Here is a 20,884-nt window from a genome sequence, read left to right on the forward strand (position 1 = left end):
CGCCGAAGTGGCGGGCCATCTCTTCGCCGCCCGGCCGCAGTTCGTCTGACGCCGCTGCCGTCCCGGGTCCCCGCGGGGGCCCGGGACGGCAGCGGGGCCCGGCGTCGTCCGTCCGGGCCCCGCACGCGCACGCTCGTAAGGATCGGGTCAGCTCTGCTTCTCCCCGGCGGCGCGCTGCGCCGTCTCCTGCTCGGCGAGCCGCCGGTCCGCCTCGTCCCAGGACGGCCGCTGCCCGGCGTCCTGCTGCCACGAGACGAACAGCGACTCACGCATCGCGGGACGCAGCTTGGCCATCACGGCGAAGTGCGGATCGGTCTTGATGTAACTCTGCAGCGCGGCCCGGTTCTCCCACGCGGACAGCGTCCAGAAGGTCTTGCGCCACGGATCGGCCCGCAGCGTCACGCCGACGGCGCCCTGCGACTGCCGCACCTGCCGCAGCACGCCGCCGGACAGGATGAAGAAGCGCGGGACGCGCACCAGGGACTTGAGTTTCAGCCGGGACGCCATCACGACGATGTCGTCACCGGACCGGCCTGCCGCCGGCCCTGACGACCAGGGGAGTGTGTGTGCCATCGGATCTCCTACTCGGCTTCGAACGTGGGGAGTTGCATCGGTCAGTCGGGTTGGATCGGCCCTGCACGGGCTCGGCACGCGGACAACGCACCGGAGTTACCCACCCGATGCGCCGTCCATCCGCGCGGCGATCACATCGGCGGATTACCGTGCTTGCGCGCGGGCACTTCGGCGTGTTTGGCCCGCAGCATCCGCAGTGACGTGATCAGCAGCTTCCTGGTGTCCTGCGGGTCGATGACATCGTCCACGAGACCGCGCTCGGCCGCGTAGTACGGATGCATCAACTCGTCCTTGTAGGAGGCGATCAGCCGCGCCCGCTCCGCCTCCGGGTCGTCGGCGGCCGCGATCTCCCTGCGGAAGACGACATTGGCGGCGCCCTCGGCCCCCATCACGGCGATCTCGTTGGTCGGCCACGCGAACGACAGGTCGGAACCGATCGAACGCGAGTCCATGACGATGTAGGCGCCGCCGTACGCCTTGCGCAGGATCAACTGGATCCGCGGCACCGTGGCGTTGCAGTACGCGTACAGCAGCTTGGCACCGTGCCGGATGATCCCGCCGTGCTCCTGGTCGACGCCCGGCAGGAAGCCCGGCACGTCGAGCAGGGTCACCAGCGGGATGTTGAAGGCGTCGCAGGTCTGGACGAACCGCGCGGCCTTCTCCGACGAGTGGATGTCCAGCACACCGGCCTGCGCCGACGGCTGGTTGCCCACCACACCGACCACCTGGCCGCCCAGCCTGACCAGGGTGCACACCACACTGCCGGCCCAGGCCGCGTGCACCTCGAAGTGCTCGCCGTGGTCGGCGATCTCCTCGATGACGGCCCTGATGTCGTAGGGCCTGGCCGGATCCTCCGGGACCAGGTCGGCCAGGGCCGTGCAGAGCCGGTCGTCCGGATCGTCGCCGACCTCCACCGGCGGCAGCTCCCGGTTGTTCTGCGGGAGCAGCGACAGCAGGTAGCGCACCTCTTCGAGGCAGGACGTCTCGTCGTCGTAGACGAAGTGCGCGACGCCCGAGGTCGCGGCGTGCGTGTCGGCGCCGCCGAGGCCGTTCTGGGTGATCTCCTCGCCCGTCACCGAACGGACCACGTCAGGGCCGGTGATGAACATCTGCGAGGTCTCCCTGACCATGAAGACGTAGTCGGTCAGGGCGGGGGAGTACGCGGCGCCGCCGGCGCACGGGCCGAGCATCACCGAGATCTGCGGCAGCACACCGGACGAGCGCGTGTTACGGCTGAAGATGCCGCCGTAGCCGGCCAGCGCCGTCACGCCCTCCTGGATCCGCGCGCCCGCGCCGTCGTTGAGGCTGACCAGCGGGGCGCCCGCGGAGTGGGCGAGGTCCATCACCTTGTGGATCTTCTGCGCGTGCGCCTCGCCGAGCGCGCCGCCGAAGATCCGGAAGTCGTGCGCGTACACGAACACCGTACGGCCGTTGACCGTGCCCCAGCCGGTGATCACACCGTCCGTGTAGGGCCGCTTCGCCTCCAGGCCGAAGCCGGTGGCACGGTGTCTGCGCAACCCCTCTATCTCGGTGAACGAGTCCTCGTCCAGCAGGATCGCGATCCGCTCACGGGCCGTCAGTTTACCGCGCGCGTGCTGTCGTTCGGTGGCGCGCGGGTCGGGGCCCGCGACCATCTGCTGTTTGATCCTGCGCAGTTCGGCGAGCCTGCCGCCGGCTCCGCTCAACTGGTCCGGCAGCGCCGGATCCTGGGCCGTCTGCTGAGGTGTCTCCTGGGCGTGGGTGGTCACAGCGGGCTTCTCCCTAGCTGGTCGATCCAGTTCATCGCGAGAAAGATGTCGCCCTCGATCTGCAGCCTGCCCGTGGCGAAGGCGAGCGCGCCGCGCAGGTCACCCAGGGCGAGCCTGGTGAGGTTCTCCTGGCTCAGCGAGAGCGTCGCGTTGGGCGGGTGCGCGATCGTGTGCGCCGTCGAGCAGCCCTGGTCCGTCGCGATCACATAGCGGGTACGGGTGCCGACAGGGGTGTCCACGACGAAACGGAACACACCCGTCCGGCCGTGCGAGCTGGCGAGCGCCCCTCTGCAGCACCAGTCGAGGAGCTGGTCGAGAGTACGTTCAACTTCCCTTATCCGGGCGGCGGCCACCATGGGTCTTCCCTCCGTGTGGTTCCTTCCGGCCATCTGGCCTGCCGACCATGGCGCGCCGGACTGGCCGCCCGGTGGATGGCCGGTGGACGCGGCGGCTCGCCGGGAAACCGGTGCTACCCGGGGGCTATGAATTCCTCATATGCGGTGGGTGAGGCCGGCACTGTGACCGCCGCCGCCGATCCCGCATGCTGATGAATGTCCGCAACGGAAAGCACCGCCGAGTCAGGAGCCCATCCCATGTTGACGAGCCACAGCACTCTCGCCACGCAGGACAGCCACTCGACGAGCACGCACCAGGACCACCTCAACTCCTACCTCCCCCAGGACGAGCCGATGGAGCTCGTCATCGAGGAGCTGACCGCCTCGTCGGCGGCGCCCGCCCTGTACACCCTGTGCTACGCGAACAACTCCGCTTCATGAGAGATTCGTTGATCGGATTCCGGCGCCACCTCCGTGCGGAGGTGGTGCCGGACGACGCGACGTACCTGATCTCCGAACGCGGAGTCACCGCCCTCAGGGCGCCCCATCTGGAAACGGTCGCCCCGCTGCTGGACGGCAGCCGCGACCTCGCCGCACTGGTGCGGGACGCCCCGCAGCCGCTGCCGGCGGCCCGGCTGCTGTCCCTCATCGAGCAGCTCGCCGACGCGGGATTCATCGAGTTCCGCGAGCACGGTGACACCCACACCGACACCACCGACGCCGTGGGTCACACCGACACCACCGACATCGCCGCCGCCGACCACAGCGCCGAGGCGTACTGGGAACTCGCGGGCCTCGACGGGACGCCCGCCCGCGCCAGGTCCGCCTCGGCCGTGGTCGAACTGCGCACCACCGGCAAGCTGTCCCACCCCGCCGCCGCCCGCGCCCTGCGCGCCTCCGGTCTGACCGTCGCCGAAGGCGGCGCGCCGGACGCCGCGCTGACCGTGGTCGTCTGCGACGACTACCTCACCCCCGAGCTGGGCGAGATCGACGCGGAACACCGGCGCAGCGGCCGGCCGTGGCTGCTCGCCAAACCCACCGGCGCCACCGTCTGGGTGGGTCCGGTCTTCCGGCCCGGCGCCGGGCCCTGCTGGTCCTGTCTCGCCCAGCCGGTGCGGCTGCACCGCGCGGTGGAGTCGCAGGTGCGCGCCGCGCTCGGACTGCAGGGCCCCATGCCCAGGCCGCTCGCCGGACTGCCGTGCACCCGGGTCGCCGGTCTGCAGATCGCCGGTCTTGAGGCGGCCAAGTTCCTGGCCGGACACCAGCACACCGACCAGGACCGGGTGCTGACCTTCGACACCCTCACCCTCGAATCACGCCACCACCGGCTGCGCCGCCGCCCGCAGTGCCCCGAGTGCGGCGACCCGGGCCTGGTCGCCCGGCAGGCCGGACGGCCCGTCGTACCGCGCTCGCGGTACAAGATCGCGGCCAGTGGCGGCCACCGCTCCCGTACCGCCCAGCAGACCCTGGACTCGTTCGGCCATCTGGTGAGCCCGGTCACCGGAGTCGTCGCCGACATCAGCCGGGTGGAGAGCGGCCCCGCTTTCCTCAACAGCTTCAGCTCGGGCCCGAACCCGGCCGGCTACGCCAACGGGCTCGCCGCACTCACCAGCGGGCTGCGCCAGGTCAACGGCGGCAAGGGCACCACCCCGCTGGAGGCGGAGGTCAGCGCGCTGTGCGAGTCGGTCGAGCGCTACTCCGGCTGTGTGCACGGCGACGAGGCCAGGATCAGCGCGCGCTACACCGACCTCGGCGAGCGCGCCGTACATCCGGACACCTGCCAGCTGTACGATCCGGCGCAGTTCGCCGGACGCACCGAATGGAACGCCGCACACTCCGGATTCCAGTACGTCCCGGCCCCGTTCGAGGAGGACGCGACGATCGACTGGACCCCGGTCTGGTCGCTGACCGAAGGCCGCCACAAGCTGCTGCCGACCGCGCTGCTCTACTTCGCCACCTCGGCGGAGCGGCTGAACCCGGTGCGGGGGCGCCGGTTCGCGCACGCCGACTCGAACGGGAACGCGGCGGGCAGCAGTCTGGAGGACGCCGTCCTGCAAGGCTTCCTGGAGCTGGTCGAGCGGGACGCGGTGGCGCTGTGGTGGTACAACCGCACCCGGCAGCCCGCCGTCGACCTCGACGCGGCCGCTGACCCGTGGACCGACGAACTGCGGCAGGTGCACCGGTCGTTGGGGCGCGAGGTGTGGGCGCTCGACCTGACGTCCGACTTCGGCATCCCCGTCTTCGTCGCCCTGTCACGCCGTACCGACAAGCCCGCCGAGGACATCGTCTTCGGCTTCGGCGCCCACTTCGACGCGCGGATCGCGCTGCGCCGCTCGCTGACCGAGCTGAACCAGCTGCTGCCCGCCGCGCTCGGTGCGAAGCCCGACGGCAGCGGATACACACTGACCGACCCGGAACCGCTGGACTGGTGGCGCAACGCCACCCTGGACAGCGACCCCTACCTGCGCCCCGCGCCAGAACCCGCCCGGCGGCTGACGGACTTCGCCCGCCCGCGCGGCGACGACCTGCTCGACGACATCAACGCCGTCACCGAGCTGGTACGCGAGCGCGGTCTCGAACTGCTGGTGCTCGACCAGACCCGGCCCGATGTGGGACTGCCCGTCGTCAAGGTCCTGGTCCCCGGGCTGCGTTCGTTCTGGGCCAGGTTCGCGCCCGGCAGGCTGTACGACGTACCCGTCGCGCTGGGCCGGCTGGCCGCGCCCACGGCCCGCTCCGCCCTCAATCCACGTCCCCTCTTCGTCTGACCGCCACTCGTGTCCACCCGGGAGCCCACCGTGCAGCAGTCAGCCAGCCTGGAACACGCCTCTCCGCAGGCGACCACACCCCTGTGGTCCCTGCGTGAGGATGTGCGGGTCGAGGCCGCCGAGGACGGCGAAACGGTGGAGCTGCACGGCCGTTGGGCCGATCTGCGGATCAGGAGGCCCGGGCCGGCGCTGATCGAGACCCTGCGCCGGATGAGTCTCGGTCCGGTCAGCCTCGACAACATCCCGGCCGACCAGGGCGCCCAGCGCTCCTGGCGCGCCGTGCTGCTCGGCCTGCAGCACCTCGTCGTACGCTCGCTCGCCTTCGCAGGCAGCGGGCAGCCGGTGCTCTCCGTCGTACCGCTGTCCCGGGCAGCCCGGTTCGCCCCTGAACCGCCGCCAGCCGACCGGGCGCTGAAGCTCTCCCGGTTCGCCGTGCTGCGCCGGGAGGGCGACATGTTCCTGCTGGAGTCACCCCTCTCGCTGCACCGGGTGCTGCTGCACAAGGCCGAGGCGCAGTGGGTCGTCGCCGCGCTCGGCCGGCCCGCCGACGTCGCGACGGTGGAGGCGGGGCTGCCGCTGGCCGAAGGGGTGGTGGTGGAGATCCTGGGCTATCTCATCGGCACCGGCATGGCGCTGGTGGCGCGATCGGCGGACGGGGGGTTCGACGAGGACGAGGACGCGGCCCTGCGGACCTGGTCGGCGCACGACATGCTCTTCCACACCCGGTCCGTGATGGGGCGCACCGACGGCGACTTCGGCGCCACCTTCGCCCACGCGGGCAGCATCGCGCCGCAGCCCGCGGTCAAGAGCCGCCCGCGCGGCAAGGTCGTCGCGCTGCCCCGGCCGGAACTCGGCACGATCGCCGCCCGGGACGCCCCGTTCACCGAAGTGCTCGAAGGCCGCAGATCACGGCGTACCTACGGGGCGCCGGCCCTGCGGCTGAGCACCCTCGGCGAGTTTCTGTTCCGCACGGCCCGGGTCCGCTCGACCGGCATGTCGGGGGCGGGGGAGACCAGCTACCAGGTCACCGACCGGCCGTATCCCACCGGCGGCGCCGCCTATGACCTGGAGCTGTATCTCACCGTGCGGGACTGCGAGGGGCTGGTGGACGGCATCCACTACTACGACCCGCACGAGCACGCCCTGGTGCTGGTCAACGACGATCCGGCGGCGGCGGGGGAGATGGCGGCAGGCGCCATGGCCGCCGCCCCGCTGTCCGGGCCGCCGCCGGTGCTCATCACGCTGACCTCGCGGTTCCAGCGGCTGTCGTGGAAGTACAGCGGCCTCGCCTACTCGTTGGTACTCAAGCACACCGGGGCGCTGTTGCAGACCTTCTACCTGGTGGGTGCCGCGATGGGGCTCGCCACCTGCGCGGTGTGCAGTGAGGACATCGCGGTGTGCGCCGGCGCACTGGGTCTCGACTGGCGGACGGAGTCGCCGGTGGGTTCGTTCGTCCTCGGCCCCCGCCCGGAGCAGCCGCAGGAGGGCGCCGACCAGCCACGGACCGCTGAGGTGTTCCGAACGAGCCTGTCCGAAAAGGCTGTTGACCGTCCGCAGGGGGCGCCGCCGGTCGAATGAGAGTTCAAGGAACGCACCAACGCCGTCCCGTGCGCCCTACTATGGGGGTGTAGCTGTGTGCCTCAACGGGGGGACGTGTGGGGATGCCGCGACGATTTCTGCGGTCCGGTAGAGAACAGACCGAAGTTCTGCCGCCGCGACTGGCCTTCACGATCGTGCTGTTGGTCCTCTCCGGCTTCGTACTCATCGCCGTGCTCAACGTGCTGGACACCGACCCGAGCGCGCTGCTCATGGCGGGCTGTCTCTTCTGCGCCGTCACGCTGTTCGCGATCCAGGCCGTGCACAGCTCCCCGGACGCACAGCGCTTCCGGGACCGGTTCGGGGCCTGGACCCTGGGCGCCCAGACGCTGCTGACCTATGTCCCCATGGTGTTCTTCGGTGCCACCTGGGGCGGCATGGGCGGCTTCCTCGCGGGATCGTGTCTGCTGATCGTCGCGGCGCCTGTCTGCTGGCTGGCCTTCGGTGTCGTGGTGAGCACGGCCGGCGTCTCCGCCGGTCTGAGCGGGGTCCACTGGGTCGACACCTCCTACCTCGTGGTCTCCACCGTGCTCACGGGGCTCATCGTCTACGGTCTGACCCGGCTGGCGAACCTGGTGGCCGAGGTGCACCAGGCCCGCGAGGAGCTGGCGTACATGGCGGTGGCCGAGGAGCGGTTACGGTTCGCCAGGGACCTGCACGACCTGCTCGGGTTCGGGCTCTCCGCGATCACCCTCAAGAGTGAACTGACGGTGCGTCTGCTCGCCACCCGTCCCGAGCGGGCCCGTGAGGAACTTGTCGGCATCCTGCAGATATCCCGGCAGGCGCTCGCCGATGTGCGTGCCGTCGCCACCGGTTACCGCGACATGTCGCTGACGGCGGAGGCCGCTTCGGCCGAAGAGGTGCTGACCGTCGCCGAGATCGGCGCGCGCATCGACCTGGACTGCGGTCCGCTGCCCGCGGCGACCAGCACCGTGCTCGCCACAGTGATCCGCGAGGGCGTCACCAACGTCCTGCGGCACAGCAAGGCGCAGAACTGCCACATCGAGGCCCGGCAGGTGACCGGCAAGGACGGCCGGTCCCTGATCCGGCTCACCCTCGCCAACGACGGCGCCGACGAGTCGAGAAGGACAGGCCCCTCCAACGGCAGCGGTCTGGGCAACCTCCGGGTGCGCGCCGAGAAGATCGGCGGCCGGCTGACCTCGCACGTCGACGCGGACGGCTGGTACCGGCTGGTGGTGGAAGTGCCGCGGGTCGGAGCGCGTCAGGTCAGCCAGCCGTTGTCCTGAGCGATCCTGATCGCGTCGACGCGGTTACGCGCGTTGAGTTTCGTGACGGCACTGGTCAGGTAGTTGCGTACCGTCCCTATCGACAGGAACAGCCGGCCGGCGATCTCCATCGCCTCGGCGCCGTCCGCCGCGAGCCGCATCACCTCGATCTCCCTGCGGGTCAGCGGATTCTCCAGCACCTCCCAGGCCGCCAGCGCGAGCTGCGGGTCGATGACCCGCACCCCGGCCGCCACCTTGCGTACCGCGTCCGCCAGTTGGTCCGGCGGCGCGTCCTTCAGCAGGAAGCCCGACACCCGCACGGCGAGCGCCCGCCGGAACGTGCCGGGACGGCCCAGGCTGGTCAGTATCAGCGCCCGGCAGCTCGGCAGCGCCGTACGGAGCAGATCGGCGGCGCTGAGCCCGTCAAGGCCCGGCAGGTCGATGTCGATGATCGCGACATCCGGCCGGAACTCCAGCGCGGTGGGTACGAGTTGGTCCCCGGCCGCGAGCTGGGCCACGACTTCGAAGTCCGGCTCCATCTCCAGCAGCGCCACCAGTGCACCGCGCACCATGTGCATGTCTTCGGCTATGACGATACGGATCAAAAGCCCCCCATTTCGAACGAACAGCCCATCACATGGACGCAGCAGACGTTCAACTCCCCGAGGAATGCTAGACGAACGACGTCCGGCGGACCGCTACGACGGGCCGAGCGGAATGTGAACTTCTCATACTCCGGGGCTGAGGGGATCACGGACGACCGGGGATCTCCGCACTGTTGGCGCCGTACGCCCGCATGGGACCTTCAAGACAGTGCGGATCCCGATCCGCGCACCTCGTACCATCCCTTCGGAGCAGTATGGAGACCAGATGGAGATCACCCTGCTGGGATCTCTCAACGCACAGGAGGACGGCTCCCCGATACTCCCGTCGGCCGCGAAGACGCGACAGATCCTCGCTCTCCTCGCCCTGCACGCCAACCAGGTGGTCCCCGTCTCGATGCTCATGGAAGAGCTGTGGGAGTACTCACCGCCCAGGACCGCTTCGGCGACGCTGCAAACGTACATCCTGCGGCTGCGCCGGCTGATCGACGCGTCCGTCAGGGGACGCTGCGACGCCAAGGAGATCCTGGTCTACAAGCACGACGGCTACCGGCTCAACGTGCCGCGGGGCAGTGTGGACGCGATGGAGTACGACCGGCTCGCCGCCGAGGGGCAGCGCGTCTTCGAGTCCGGCGACGACGCGGCCGCGGTGCGGATCTTCCGCGAGAGCCTGCAACTGTGGAGCGGACCGGCGCTCGCCGACATCCGGCCCGGGGCGCTGCTGGAGATCGAACGGGTCCGTCTGGAGGAGAGCAGGCTCGGTGTGCTGGAGCGCCGCGTCGACGCCGAACTGTCCCTCGGGCGCCACTCGGAGCTGCTGACCGAGCTGACCGTCCTCACCGCCCGCAACCCTCTGCACGAGGGCCTGCACGCACAGCGCATGATCGCCCTCTACCGGTCGGGACGGCCTTCGGAAGCCCTGGGGGTCTTCATGAAGCTGCGCGGCCGGCTCGTGGAGGATCTGGGTCTCGACCCCTCCCCGCGGCTCCAGCGCCTCCAGCGCGCGATCCTCGGGGGAGACGTGGACCTCGACCAGACCTACCGGGGGCCGGGACGCCGGGTCCTCGACATGTACGCCGCTTGAGCCTCCCGCGCCACGAAGCCGGTGCCGGACCCGCACGCAGGGGTCCGGCACCGGCTTTCGCGAGTGCGAGCGGGAGGGTGTGTCAGACGACCTCGAAGTTGGCCATCATCGCCATGTCCTCGTGCTCCAGGTTGTGGCAGTGCAGCATGTACCGGCCGCGCTGGCCCGTGAACCTGGCCAGGACGTCCACCACTTCGTACGGCCTGACGTCGACCGTGTCCTTCCAGCCCGCGTCGCTCGCCAGCGGGTCGCCGTTGCCCCGCGCGACCACCTGGAAGCGGGCCAGATGGAGATGGACCGGATGGTGGAAGTCGCTGCTGAAGCGCCAGCGTTCGACCGTGCCGAGCCGCGGTGACGCCAGCACCTTCGCATGGTCGAAGGGGGCTCCGTTGACGGTCCACATCCGACTGCCGCCGCCCTGCGTCAGCCGGAAGTCGAATCTGCGCTCAGCGACCGCCTGGGCCGCCCGCAGTGTCTCGAACTCCGCCAGCCGCCCGGGGATCCGGCTGGTGTCCTTCTCGCGCCTGCTGACCCTGAACCGCATCACCCGCCGAGTGCCGCCGCTGCCCAGGGTGTTGACCAGCTCGACGGTGGAGCCGTGCGGATACGCGGCGAAGTCGATCAGCACGTCGAAGCGCTCACCCGGCGCGACGGGCAGCTCGTCATGGCGCAGCGGCGCCGCCAACAGGCCGCTGTCGCTGCCGATCTGGACGAACCCTGAGCCCGTACGGGGACCCGGCTCCAGCGCGAAGCGGTAGCGGCGCGCGTTCGACACGTTGACGATCCGGAACCGGTGGAGGGTGTCCGACACCTCCAACTCGGGCCAGGCGGCGCCGTTGACGAGAACCACATCGCCCGTCACCCCTTCCATGTACGCCTCTTCGACGCCCGGCCGGCCGGTCAGCGAGGGGTCGAGCGACGGGTAGCGGAACGCCCCGTCCTCCTCGAAGGCACGGTCGCAGATCATCAGCGGGATGTCCTTCTCGCCCCGGGGCAGCGGCAACGCGTCCTCGGTGTCGTCGTGGACGAGGAACATCCCGGCGAGCCCGCGCCAGACCTGCGGCGCGCTGAAGTCCATCCGGTGGTCGTGGTACCAGAGCGTGGCGGCCGGCTGGTCGAGGGGATACGTGTACGTCTTGGCGCCCGAGGTCAGCGTCCACCCCGCAGCCCCGCCCTTCGCTGTCCCGGGCATTCCGGGCATCCCCGGCATGGCGTGTGCCGGCCCGGCCGGCGGATGGCGGTAGCCGGGCGGCAGGACCAGGTCCATCGGATAGCCGTCGGACGAGGCGGCCTGCACCCCGCCGTGCAGATGCGTCGAGGTCGGCACCGGCAGGCTGTTGCGGATCCGCACGGTGGTGGTGCGGCCCGAGCGGCCGACGAGTGTGCTGCCGGGGAACGTGCCGTCGTACCCCCAGACCTCGGTACGCAGCCCCGGCAGGATCTCCATCTCGCCCCGCCGCTGCACGAGTTCGTAGTGGTCGCTGCCGTCCTTGGCGCGCTGTGCCCTTGCCGTGACCGGCACCGGCAGCGGCACCCGGAAGGGCCGGGGGAGCGGGGCCGCGCTGGTCAGCTGTTCCCCCGACACGTCGCCCCGGTCGGCGCCGCAGCCGGTGGCACCGAGGCCGGCGGCGCCGATCCCGGCGACGGCGGCGCCCTTGACGAGCGTCCGCCGGTCGATCCGTGCGCGCATCACGACGCGTTCCGCGGCCGGCCGGGCCGGTAGGCGAACACCCAGTACCCCAGCGCCGTCGTACCGGCGACCAGGGCGACACCGAGCGGGATGTGCACGGCGAGATTCCGCGAGTAGCCGAAGCCGCTCTGTGCCTCCACGAGCCCGGCCACCAGCAGTGTCACACCGATCGGCCACACCGGTCCGCCGCCGGGCCGCCACAGTGTGACGGCGGCGGCCACCAGGATCCAGCTCACGGCGGAGATGAAGGTGGCGTTGAGGGCGTGCAGGTCCAGCAGATCGGTGTCACCGGTGACGAACTGTCCGGCCAGGACCGGCTGGATCAGCATCAGCAGTGTCAGCGCGCACACCAGGGTGCGCAGCACCACCAGCGGCCAGCGCCTGGCGGCTCGCGCGGGACCGGGTCTCCCGGCGGGGGTCTCGTCCGGTTCTTCGCCGGGTCCTTCTTCGGGCGGCAGTGTTTCGAGCGACTGGGTCATCTGCATCACTCCGGGTCGGTGGCGTCGTGCAGTCTCGCAGCGCCGACTGGACCGCCGGTAGCGCCCATTGACCGCGCGACGGGCTGCCTCTACGGTCACTACCGCGCACCACACGGGCGACGCGGGAGGGGCCGGGCGATGGCGTACGGAGACACCCCCGCGACACCGGACACCGTGCCCACCGTGCGCGGCCCCGTGCCGGCCGGTGAGCTCGGCAGGGTGCTGATGCACGAGCACATCTTCGTGCTCAGCCCCGAGTTCGCCGACAACTACCCGGAGCACCAGGGGTTCCAGGAGTCCGAAGAGGTGCCGCGCGCCGTCCGGCGGCTCACGGAACTCGCCGCCGCCGGAATCTCCACCATCGTCGACCCCACCGTCATCGGACTCGGCCGGTACATCCCGCGGATCCAGCGGGTGGCCGAACAGGTCGGCATCAACATCGTCGTCGCCACGGGGCTCTACACCTACAACGACGTCCCGCACTATCTGAGCATGCGCGGCCCCGGCACACCGCTCGGCGGCGACGACCCCCTGGTGGACCTGTTCGTCGCCGACATCACCGAAGGCATCGCCCACACCGGGGTCAGGGCCGGGGTGCTCAAATGCGCCACCGACGAGCCCGGTGTGACCCCCGGTGTGGAACGGGTGCTGCGGGCCGTCGCACGGGCGCACCGCGCCACCGGTGTGCCGATCCTGACCCACACCCACGCGGGGACCCGGCGCGGCATCGAGCAGCAGGACCTGTTCGCCGCCGAGGGGGTCGACCTCACCCGCGTCGTCATCGGACACTGCGGCGACAGCGCCGACCTGGACTATCTGACGGCCATCGCCGACCGGGGCTCACTGCTCGGGATGGACCGGTTCGGTCTGGACTCGCTCCTGCCCTTCGAACGGCGGGTCGCCACGGTGGCCGCGCTGTGCGAGCGCGGTTACGCCGACCGGATCGTGCTGTCCCACGACGCGTCCTGCTACATCGACTGGTTCCCGATGCGGGAGCTGCCCGGACTGCTGCCCAACTGGCACTATCTGCACCTCACCCGCGATGTGCTGCCCGCGCTGCGGGCGCGCGGCGTGTCCGAGAGCGAGATCGCCACGATGCTGGTCGACAACCCGCGCCGGATCCTGCGCGGGCGCGGCGGCTACTGAACGGCCACCGATCCGCCACCAGCCGCCGTCGAGCCCTGAGCCGCCCCGGCGGCGCCCCGGTGTCCGGTCAAATTCCCCCTGCACGCATCTAGGCCGTACCGACCAGTCGGTACTAGCCTCTGGTCGTTCCCGGAGCGGCCACCGGCGCATCAAGCGCGGTCGGACGCCTTGCTCCCGGTACCCCGAGGAGGCCGTATGTCCACCCATCCGCCGCAGGCTGCCGACATGGGGAACGGACCCACCACCGACGCCGGCACGCCCGGTATCGGTGCCCGGCTCTGGCGCCGGGACCTGGCGCACTATCCCGACCCGGCACGCCGCTACGGCTATCTCGCGATCGTCGTCGTGACCACCGTCGTCCTCTACTACATGCTGTACGTGCAGTACGCGGTGGCCACCTCGATCATCACCAACTACCACATGTCGTACACCTACTTCGTGTGGGTGTCCGTCATCGGCAACGCCGTCGGCGCCTTCACCTCCCTCATCGCCGGCTTCGCCGACCGCTGGGGACGGGCGAACCTCGTTGTCTACGGACTGCTCGTGGCCGGACTGCTGTTGCTGCTCGGACTGCCCAACTCGCCCAACGAGACGGCCTATCTGATCCTCTTCGCGGCCGTCGGCTTCGTCGAGGGCATCGTCCTGGTCGCGACCCCCGCACTGATCCGCGACTTCTCGCCGCAGCTCGGCAGGGCGACCGCCATGGGGTACTGGACGATGGGTCCCGTCCTCGGCAGTCTCGTCGTCACCGTGGTCACCAGCAGCACACTCGACTCGTCGACCTGGCAGGACGAGCTGCGCTACTCCGGCATCGCCGGGCTGATCATGTTCGTGATCGCCCTGCTCGGGCTGCGGGAGCTGTCCCCCGGCATGCGGGACCAGGTCATGGTCAGCCTGCACGACCGTAAACTGGTCGAGGCCCGCGCCGAACGAGCCGCGCCCGTAAGGGAGTCACAACAGACCTGGCGGCAGATGCTCCATCTCGACGTGGTGGGCTCCGCCATCGCCATCAGCCTCTTCCTGCTGCTGTACTTCGCCGCCGTCGGCAACTTCGTCGTCTACTTCTCGGCCAACTTCGGCTACAGCCAGCAGCGCACCAACGGACTGGCCAACTGGTACTGGGGTGCCAACGCCATCGCCCTCGTGGTGGCCGGGCTGCTCTCCGACCTCGTCAAGGTGCGCAAACCGTTCATGCTGGTCGGCGGGTTGGGCTCGATCGCCGTCACGTCCACGTTCGCCGTCCTCGCGACGCATCCGCACACCGGCTACTACACCTTCGCCGTGCTGTTCATCGGGATCGGGGCGCTCTCCGGCATCGCCTACGCGCCGTGGATGGCGAGTTTCACCGAGACCGTGGAGCGCCGCAACCCGGCCGCCACCGCCACCGGACTCGCCGTGTGGGGCTGGATCATCCGGATCGTGGTCGCGGTCTCCTCGGCCTTCGTCCCGATCGTGGTGACCTCGGCGTCCCCGCTGGTCGAACACGGTACGGAGGTGGCGACCGCGCAGGCACAGGCGGCGCCCGCGCTGGCCGTCGTCGACGCGCACCCCGAGATCTTCGCCCAACTCGCCAAGTACCCGCCGACGGCGATCCCCCCGGCGCTGGCACAACAGGCCGCCCGAGAGGTGGGACCCGCCGACCTGGCGCTCGTACAGAAGGCGCAGCCGCAGCTGAAGATCCTTCGCGAGCACGGTCCCGAGGTGCAGAAGGCGGTGGCCGACGGACCTGGTCAGTGGCAGACCTGGTGGTGGGTGACCGTCGGCGGCCAGGTCGTCTTCATCCCGTTCATCTTCGTGATGGCGGGACGCTGGAGCCCGAAGAAGGCGCGCGAGGACGCCGAGCGGCACCGCGGATACGTCGACAGCGAGGTCAGTGCGCTCGCCGACGGAGGCGCCCGGCCGGCCAGTTGATCCGGCCAGTTGATCCGGCCTGTTGATCCGGTCAGTTGAGCCGGACGGTGAGCAGGGCGATGTCGTCGTCCTTCTCCTCGCCGAACCTCTCCAGCAGCGAGTCGCACAGCGCTTCGAGCTCCTGCGGACCCGTCGCGGCCGCGGCACTCAACTCGTCGAGACTGTCGTCGATGTTGGTACTGCGGACCTCGACGAGCCCGTCGGTGATGAGGACGATCCGGGTGCCCGGCGCGGTGTCGACCACCGTGGCCGCCGGGTGCGGCAGCCCCAACCCCAGCAACGGGCCGTGCTCGTGGACGAATTCGGCCCCGCCGCCGGGAAGGAGCAGCAGCGGCGGAATGTGCCCCGCGTTGGAGATGTGGAGCCTGCGGCCACCGGGCTCGACCAGGATCAGACACATCGTCACGGTGAGCCCCGGCTGTGACTGCGCCAGCAGTGTCTCCAGCCGTTCGTTGATGTGGTGCGGGGAGTGGCCCTCCAGCGCGTAGGCGCGCATCCCGTGCCGCACCTCACCCATCACGGCCGCCGCCGCCATGGAGTGCCCCGCCACGTCACCGATGGCGAGCAGCAGCCCGTCGGAGGTCTCCAGCGCCTCGTAGAAGTCACCGCCGATCTCCGCATGCCGGGACGCCGGCAGATAGCGGAACGCCAGATCGACCCCGGGCACCGCGGGCAGCCGGTCCGGCAGGAAGGTGCGCTGGAGTGTGAGGGCGAAGGAGTGTTCCTCGTTGTAGGTGCGCAGCGCCTCCAGCGACAGGGCGCAGGCATGGGCCAGTTGCTGGAACAGCTCCTGGTCGTCGTTGCCGCCCACGGCGGCGGCCGGTACGGCGAAGCAGACCGGCGGCCGGCCGCGCTTGGTGCGCGCCACCGCCAGGATCACGTCCTCGTCGAGCTGGTCGCCCGGCAGCAGTGTCTTCCACACGGCCCGTGGCAGCCGGGCGATCTCCGCGCCGGTGCCGGTGCCGAGCGTGTGTCCGGCGAGCCGGTTCAGCAGCTCGGGGGTGGACGGTGTGGAGCGCGGCGCCTGGCCGGGCCCGGTGATGGAGCTGTGCACCGCCTGGCCCTGCGGGGTCAGGAAGACCGCGCTGACGGCGCACGACATCAGGGACGCGGCCCCGCCCGTCGCCGCCGCGGCGAAGGAGTGGAAGCCGATCGCCCGGTACACGTCGAGGGTGGTGCGGTTGAGCAGGGTCAGCCGCGCCGCGAGCCGTTCGGCCCTGCGGCGGGCGCGCGCGTAGCGCAGGGTCGCCGTGACGGTCGCCAGGAACTCGGCGGGATCGATGGGCTGGTTGAGATACGCGTCCGCCCCGCGGTGCAGCCCCTCGGCGTGGTCCTCGGGGGTGAGGGCGGCCGCCGAGATATGGATCACCGGCAGCGCCGCGGTGTACGGGTCCGCCTTGATGTGTTCGCAGACCTCGAACCCGGTCATGTCCGGGAGCCGTACGTCGACGACGGCGACCTCGGGCCGCGGCTCCAGGCCCGGCGCGAGCAGCGCGAGGCCCTGTGTCCCGTCGTGCGCCTCGATCACCGTGTGCCCGCCCCGCCTGAGCCAGCTGCTGAGGACGTAGCGGTTCGACTCGTCGTCGTCGATCACCAGAACGGTGGCTGGGGCACTGTCGAGCAGCGCCGCGTCGTCGGTCACCGGTCGGCCTCCTGTGCGTGTGTCGTCCCCGGGGACGGGTTGGGCAGCCGGACCACGATGCGGGTACCGGTCCCGGGCCTGCTGGTCAGCCGGAGCGTGCCGCCGAGCAGCTCGGTGAGGGTGCGGGCGTACGGCAGCCCGAGTCCTGTGCCCTGTCGTCCTCGTTGGTGTGCCCCGGGCACCTGGTAGAACTCCTCGAAGACCCGCTTGAGTTCGTGCGCGGGAATGCCGACGCCGGTGTCGCTGACGGTGAAGGTCAGCCAGGGCCCGGCGGAGTCGGCTTCGACGTCCAGCCGTACCTCGCCGCTGTCGGTGAACTTCAGCGCGTTGGACAGCAGATTGCGCAGCACCCGGGTCAGCAGCACCTCGTCGGTGACCACGACGGGCAGGGTCTTCGCCTCGGGTGTCACGAACGTGACGTCGTCGGTGGGGAACATACTGCGCAGCACACCGCCGAGCTGCCCCACCAGCGTCCGCAGGTCGACCGGTTCGAGGTGCGGCTCCAGCTGCCCCGACTCGGCCTTGGCCACGTCCAGCAGATCACCGACCAGCGCGAGCAGGGTGTTCCCCGACGAGGCGATGAGCGCGATCCGGTGTTTCTGCTCGTCGTCCAGATACGCCGAGTCCGGGGCCAGCAGCAGCTGGGACAGGGCCACGACGGCGTTGACCGGGGTCTTCAGCTCATGGCTGATGTTGGTCCAGAACCGGGTCTTCGCCTCACTGGTCTCCCGCAACTGCCGCGACTTGTCCTCCAGTTCGCTGTGCAGGGCCACCACACCGCTGTTGGTCTCCTCCAGCTCCTGGGAGAGTTCGGTATACAGCGCCAGCACACCTTTGTTGGTCTCTTCCAGCTCCTCGTTGAGCCGGCGCAGCTCCTCCCGCTGGGCGCGGGTCTCCTCCAGCGTGGCGATCAGGTCGCGGGTCTGGGCGCGCAGATCCTCGGCGAGCGTGGTGTGGTCCGTCCGGCGCAGCGCCTCGCTCACCCGGCGGTGTGCCTCGTGCGGGGCGAGGGCGACGGCGGGCTGCTCCACCACGATCCGGCTGCGCGGGTCGCCCGGCTCGTGCCGGAGCCTGGGCACCAGCCGGGTCGCCAGCTCCAGCGACTCGGTGCTGGGCGGCGGACCGCTGTTCCAGGCGAGCGTCACGAGCAGGGTGGGCGGCGCCTCGCCGGCCAGCGCGAAGGTCACCGTCAGCGCCGCGCAGCCCAGCCGGTCCCGGCCCAGCTCGCTGAGCGCCGTCGCGAGCCGCACCTGGTCCTGGGCGTCGAGGCCGAGCGCCTCGGCCGCCGACTGCCCGCTGCGGCGCAGCGCGAAGACGTCCTGCGCCGACGCGAGGTCGAAAGCGAGGAGATGTCCGGCGCCGGCGCCGGCCACCTTCACCAGGCTCCCTTGACAACCACGATCCCGGCGTCGTCGCGCCGTACGGCCGCCTCGCGCAGCAACTGCCCCGCGATCACGGCGGGGGTGTGCTGCAGCAGTCCCGGCAGGGCGTCCATGGTCCAGCGCTCGGTCAGTCCGTCCGAGTGCATCACGAGCGCACCGCCCGGCACCAGCGGCTGCTCGAAGGTGCGCAGGGTGCGCATCTGCTGGCCGACGATGCCCGGCGCCGACATCAGCCCGGCCCTGGCCGTCGGAGTGATGACGTAGCCGCTGACGTTCCCGACACCGCAGTACAGCAGGCGCCCCGCCGACGGCTCGACCCGGGCGACCGCCACCGCGCCGCCCCGTGTGCCGCGCAGCGCCGTATGGATGTCGCGCAGGACGGCGTCGGGCAGCCGGGCACTGCTCTGCCGGAAGGCGGTGACCGCCGTGTCACCGGCCAGGGCAGCGAGCGGGCCGTGCCCGAGCCCGTCGCACATCATCACCAGCAGCGCGGGCGCCGTTTCGGCGTCCGCGCCGGGTTCGACCCGTACCGCCCACGCGTCGCCGCAGCTGGTCTCGCCGCTGATGGGACGGGTCACACCGGCGGCCACCGACGTGTCGACCACGGCCGTCTCCGACGCCCGTACGCTGTCCGACGCGTTGCGCGACCAGAACTGCGCGCTCATCACCGTGCCACGACCGGGGATGGAGTGGATGTCGAAGGTGTCGGCGAGCCGCGCCACGGCGCCGAGCCCGATGCCGAGCGTGCCCCGTGAGGAGGTCCCGTCGGCGAACGCGCCGGCCACGTCGCGCATACCGGGCCCCATGTCCACGGTCAGGAACTCCACCGCGGCCTCGTTCGCCGTACGCAACACCCGCAGCAGCAGCGATCCGTCGACGGCGTGCAGGTGGAGGTTGGTCGCCGCTTCCGTGACGGCGAGTGCCACCTCCGAGGCGCGATGGCTGTTCAGCCCGATCCGCCGCGCCAGGGTGGCGGCGGCGCCGCGCGCCGAGGCGGGCATGGTCGGGCTGTCGCGGAACCAGGCGACATCCTCGCAGTCGAGCACGCCGAGGGCGGTCACCTCGACCACTTGACCACGGTGACGGTCGTGCCGTTCCCCGCCTCGGTCTTCAGGTCGAACTCGTCCACCAGCCTGCGCGCCCCGCTCAGCCCGAGCCCGAGACCCGAGCCCGACGTCCAGCCGTCGGTCATCGCCAGCTCGATGTCCGGGATCCCGGGACCGTCGTCGCTGAAGATCGCGGCCACCCCGACCCGGGTGTCCTTGCGGACAAGACCCGCGGTGAGCAGCCCGCCACCGCCGTACACCAGGGTGTTACGGGCGAGTTCGCTGGCCGCCGTGATGAACTTCGTCTGGTCGACGAGTGAGAGCTTGCACTGCTGGGCCAGTGTCCTGGCGAGCTGGCGCACCCGGACGACGTCGTCGTTCTTCACGATGGGGTGTGTCTGCGGTGCCTCCCCGGCGGCCCAGGGCGTGATCATGCCGGATCCGTGCGGCTGTCGGATCGCCGCAGCAGGGCCAGGCCCTTCTCCAGGTCGAGTGCGGTACGCACACCGCCCAGCGACAGACCCAGCTCCACGAGCGTGATGGCGACGGCCGGGCGCATGCCGACCACCACCGTCTCCGCGTCGAGCATGCGGGATATGGCCGCGATCGTGGCCAGCATGCGGCCCACGAACGAGTCGACGATCTCGACGGCCGTGATGTCGATGACGACACCGCGCGCCGATCTGGCCACGATCTGTGCCGCCAGGTCCTCCTGCAGGTTCAGGACGGTCTGGTCCTCCAGGTCCACCTGGATGGAGACCAGCAGGACGTCACCGATCCGCAGGACGGGAACGCGCTCGGTCACCGCAGCACATCCTTGCGGGCGACCAGATCCACACCGGACTTGCGCAGCGCCAGCTTCAGCGCGTCGGCCAGGCTCGCCTTCGTCACGATGTCACCGAACTCGATGCCCAGCGCCACGATGGTCTGGGCGATCTGCGGCCGGATCCCGGACACCGTGCACTCGGCGCCCATCAGCCGCGCGGCGACGATGGTCTTCAGCAGGTGCTGGGCGACCTGGGTGTCCACGGCGGGGACCCCGGTGATGTCGATGATCGCCTGCTCGGAGCCGGTGTCCACCAGCGCCTGCAGCAGCTTCTCCATCACCACCTGGGTACGGGCGGAGTCGAGGGTGCCGACCAGCGGTACGGCGATCACGCCGTCCCAGAGCTTCACCACGGGCGTGGACAGCTCCATGAGCTGGTCCGCCTGGGAGCTGATGATCTCCTCGCGGGCCCGGGTGTACGTCTCGATGGTGAACAGGCTCAGTTCGTCCACCAGCCGGCTCAGTTCCAGGTACGCCTGGATGTCGGCGGCCGAACCGTCACGCAGGACCGGCTCGACGACCTGCTTCAGCGCGAGCACGCTGACCGCTGTCTCGGTCGGCGTGAAGCCCTGGCGTGCCCGGTTCCGCGACAACTCGGTCAGCAGCGCCCTGACTTCGGACATCGCCTCACCGTGGGCGTCGGGGCCGCCGGCCCGCAGTGCCTCGACCAGCGCCGTGAACAGCTCGCGCAGCTCCTGGTCGACCTCGGCCCTGCTGATGCGGCCGCCCAGGGAATCCGAGACGCGCTCGACCCAGCCGGTCGCCACCTGCTGCGCGTCGGCCGAGAGGAGCTTCACCAGCCCGGCTCCGGCATCCTGCTTCGCCATCACGGT

General features: G+C 70.7%; 19 protein-coding genes. 7 read left to right on the forward strand and 12 right to left on the reverse strand.

The window, feature by feature from the left end; genetic code table 11:
* Positions 1-147: 147 nt before the first annotated feature.
* From HY68_RS31395 to HY68_RS31405, 3 genes are all read right to left on the reverse strand, one after another.
* Positions 148-573, reverse strand: a complete 426-nt coding sequence (locus tag HY68_RS31395; RefSeq protein WP_041998190.1) for a DUF3291 domain-containing protein — start codon at positions 571-573, stop codon at positions 148-150.
* 131 nt (positions 574-704) lie between these two features.
* Positions 705-2,207 (reverse strand): acyl-CoA carboxylase subunit beta, encoded by a 1,503-nt coding sequence (locus HY68_RS31400; protein WP_078864129.1) that lies wholly within the window; start codon positions 2,205-2,207, stop codon positions 705-707.
* A gap of 110 nt (positions 2,208-2,317) precedes the next feature.
* Entirely contained in the window at positions 2,318-2,710 is a 393-nt protein-coding gene (locus tag HY68_RS31405) for an SCP2 sterol-binding domain-containing protein (protein WP_078864043.1), read from the reverse strand.
* A gap of 204 nt (positions 2,711-2,914) precedes the next feature.
* Between HY68_RS31405 and HY68_RS45715 the strand changes: the two genes are divergently transcribed.
* The 4 genes from HY68_RS45715 (at position 2,915) to HY68_RS31425 (ending at position 8,264) form a co-directional block, all read left to right on the forward strand.
* Positions 2,915-3,097, forward strand: a complete 183-nt coding sequence (locus HY68_RS45715; RefSeq protein WP_041998192.1) for a hypothetical protein — start codon at positions 2,915-2,917, stop codon at positions 3,095-3,097.
* Positions 3,094-5,421, forward strand: coding sequence for a TOMM precursor leader peptide-binding protein (locus HY68_RS31415; RefSeq protein WP_041998194.1), 2,328 nt, complete (start codon positions 3,094-3,096; stop codon positions 5,419-5,421). Before HY68_RS45715 ends, HY68_RS31415 begins: the two co-directional genes overlap by 4 nt.
* Before the next feature lie 30 nt (positions 5,422-5,451).
* Positions 5,452-6,999, forward strand: a complete 1,548-nt coding sequence (locus HY68_RS31420; protein ID WP_157874468.1) for a SagB family peptide dehydrogenase — start codon at positions 5,452-5,454, stop codon at positions 6,997-6,999.
* 83 nt (positions 7,000-7,082) lie between these two features.
* On the forward strand, positions 7,083-8,264 hold the full coding sequence (locus HY68_RS31425) for a histidine kinase (RefSeq protein ID WP_041998195.1): 1,182 nt from the start codon (positions 7,083-7,085) through the stop codon (positions 8,262-8,264).
* Here the strand turns inward: HY68_RS31425 and HY68_RS31430 are convergent.
* Positions 8,240-8,848: a response regulator transcription factor gene (locus HY68_RS31430; protein ID WP_041998196.1), complete on the reverse strand. Its 609-nt coding sequence runs from the start codon at positions 8,846-8,848 to the stop codon at positions 8,240-8,242. The two genes, HY68_RS31425 and HY68_RS31430, sit on opposite strands and share 25 nt — an antisense overlap.
* Positions 8,849-9,113: 265 nt before the next feature.
* Here HY68_RS31430 and HY68_RS31435 point away from each other — a divergent pair, with 265 nt between their 5' ends.
* Positions 9,114-9,929 carry an AfsR/SARP family transcriptional regulator gene (locus HY68_RS31435; protein WP_041998197.1) on the forward strand — a complete coding sequence of 272 codons (816 nt, stop codon included), beginning with the start codon at positions 9,114-9,116 and terminating at the stop codon, positions 9,927-9,929.
* A gap of 82 nt (positions 9,930-10,011) precedes the next feature.
* Here the strand turns inward: HY68_RS31435 and HY68_RS31440 are convergent, their stop codons facing one another.
* Together HY68_RS31440 and HY68_RS31445 are read right to left on the reverse strand one after the other, a co-directional pair.
* Positions 10,012-11,619 carry a multicopper oxidase family protein gene (locus tag HY68_RS31440; RefSeq protein ID WP_041998199.1) on the reverse strand — a complete coding sequence of 536 codons (1,608 nt, stop codon included), beginning with the start codon at positions 11,617-11,619 and terminating at the stop codon, positions 10,012-10,014.
* The gene (locus HY68_RS31445) at positions 11,619-12,098 is read right to left on the reverse strand and encodes a hypothetical protein (RefSeq protein ID WP_157874469.1); all 480 of its coding nucleotides are present in this window, start codon (positions 12,096-12,098) and stop codon (positions 11,619-11,621) included. Before HY68_RS31445 ends, HY68_RS31440 begins: the two co-directional genes overlap by 1 nt.
* Before the next feature lie 138 nt (positions 12,099-12,236).
* Here HY68_RS31445 and HY68_RS31450 point away from each other — a divergent pair, with 138 nt between their 5' ends.
* Both HY68_RS31450 and HY68_RS31455 read left to right on the forward strand, forming a co-directional pair.
* On the forward strand, positions 12,237-13,244 hold the full coding sequence (locus tag HY68_RS31450; RefSeq protein ID WP_041998202.1) for a phosphotriesterase: 1,008 nt from the start codon (positions 12,237-12,239) through the stop codon (positions 13,242-13,244).
* A gap of 195 nt (positions 13,245-13,439) precedes the next feature.
* The gene (locus HY68_RS31455; RefSeq protein ID WP_078864044.1) at positions 13,440-15,155 is read left to right on the forward strand and encodes an MFS transporter; all 1,716 of its coding nucleotides are present in this window, start codon (positions 13,440-13,442) and stop codon (positions 15,153-15,155) included.
* Positions 15,156-15,186: 31 nt separating this feature from the next.
* Here the strand turns inward: HY68_RS31455 and HY68_RS31460 are convergent, their stop codons facing one another.
* The 6 genes from HY68_RS31460 to HY68_RS31485 are packed head-to-tail and all read right to left on the reverse strand — an operon-like array spanning position 15,187 to position 20,878.
* Complete coding sequence (locus tag HY68_RS31460; protein WP_041998204.1) at positions 15,187-16,797, reverse strand: fused response regulator/phosphatase; 1,611 nt, start codon at positions 16,795-16,797, stop codon at positions 15,187-15,189.
* A complete protein-coding gene (locus HY68_RS31465) occupies positions 16,794-18,176 on the reverse strand; it encodes a sensor histidine kinase (protein WP_041998205.1) in 1,383 nt (460 codons plus the stop codon). Before HY68_RS31465 ends, HY68_RS31460 begins: the two co-directional genes overlap by 4 nt.
* Complete coding sequence (locus tag HY68_RS31470; RefSeq protein WP_241778819.1) at positions 18,173-19,249, reverse strand: ATP-binding SpoIIE family protein phosphatase; 1,077 nt, start codon at positions 19,247-19,249, stop codon at positions 18,173-18,175. Before HY68_RS31470 ends, HY68_RS31465 begins: the two co-directional genes overlap by 4 nt.
* Positions 19,237-19,659 carry an anti-sigma regulatory factor gene (locus HY68_RS31475; RefSeq protein WP_041998206.1) on the reverse strand — a complete coding sequence of 141 codons (423 nt, stop codon included), beginning with the start codon at positions 19,657-19,659 and terminating at the stop codon, positions 19,237-19,239. Before HY68_RS31475 ends, HY68_RS31470 begins: the two co-directional genes overlap by 13 nt.
* Positions 19,656-20,030, reverse strand: coding sequence for an STAS domain-containing protein (locus HY68_RS31480; RefSeq protein ID WP_041998208.1), 375 nt, complete (start codon positions 20,028-20,030; stop codon positions 19,656-19,658). The genes HY68_RS31475 and HY68_RS31480 overlap by 4 nt, the downstream gene beginning before the upstream one ends.
* Positions 20,027-20,878 (reverse strand): STAS domain-containing protein, encoded by an 852-nt coding sequence (locus HY68_RS31485; protein WP_041998210.1) that lies wholly within the window; start codon positions 20,876-20,878, stop codon positions 20,027-20,029. Before HY68_RS31485 ends, HY68_RS31480 begins: the two co-directional genes overlap by 4 nt.
* Positions 20,879-20,884 lie beyond the last annotated feature (6 nt).

The organism is Streptomyces sp. AcH 505 (genome assembly GCF_000818175.1).
Classification (GTDB): Bacteria; Actinomycetota; Actinomycetes; order Streptomycetales; family Streptomycetaceae; genus Streptomyces.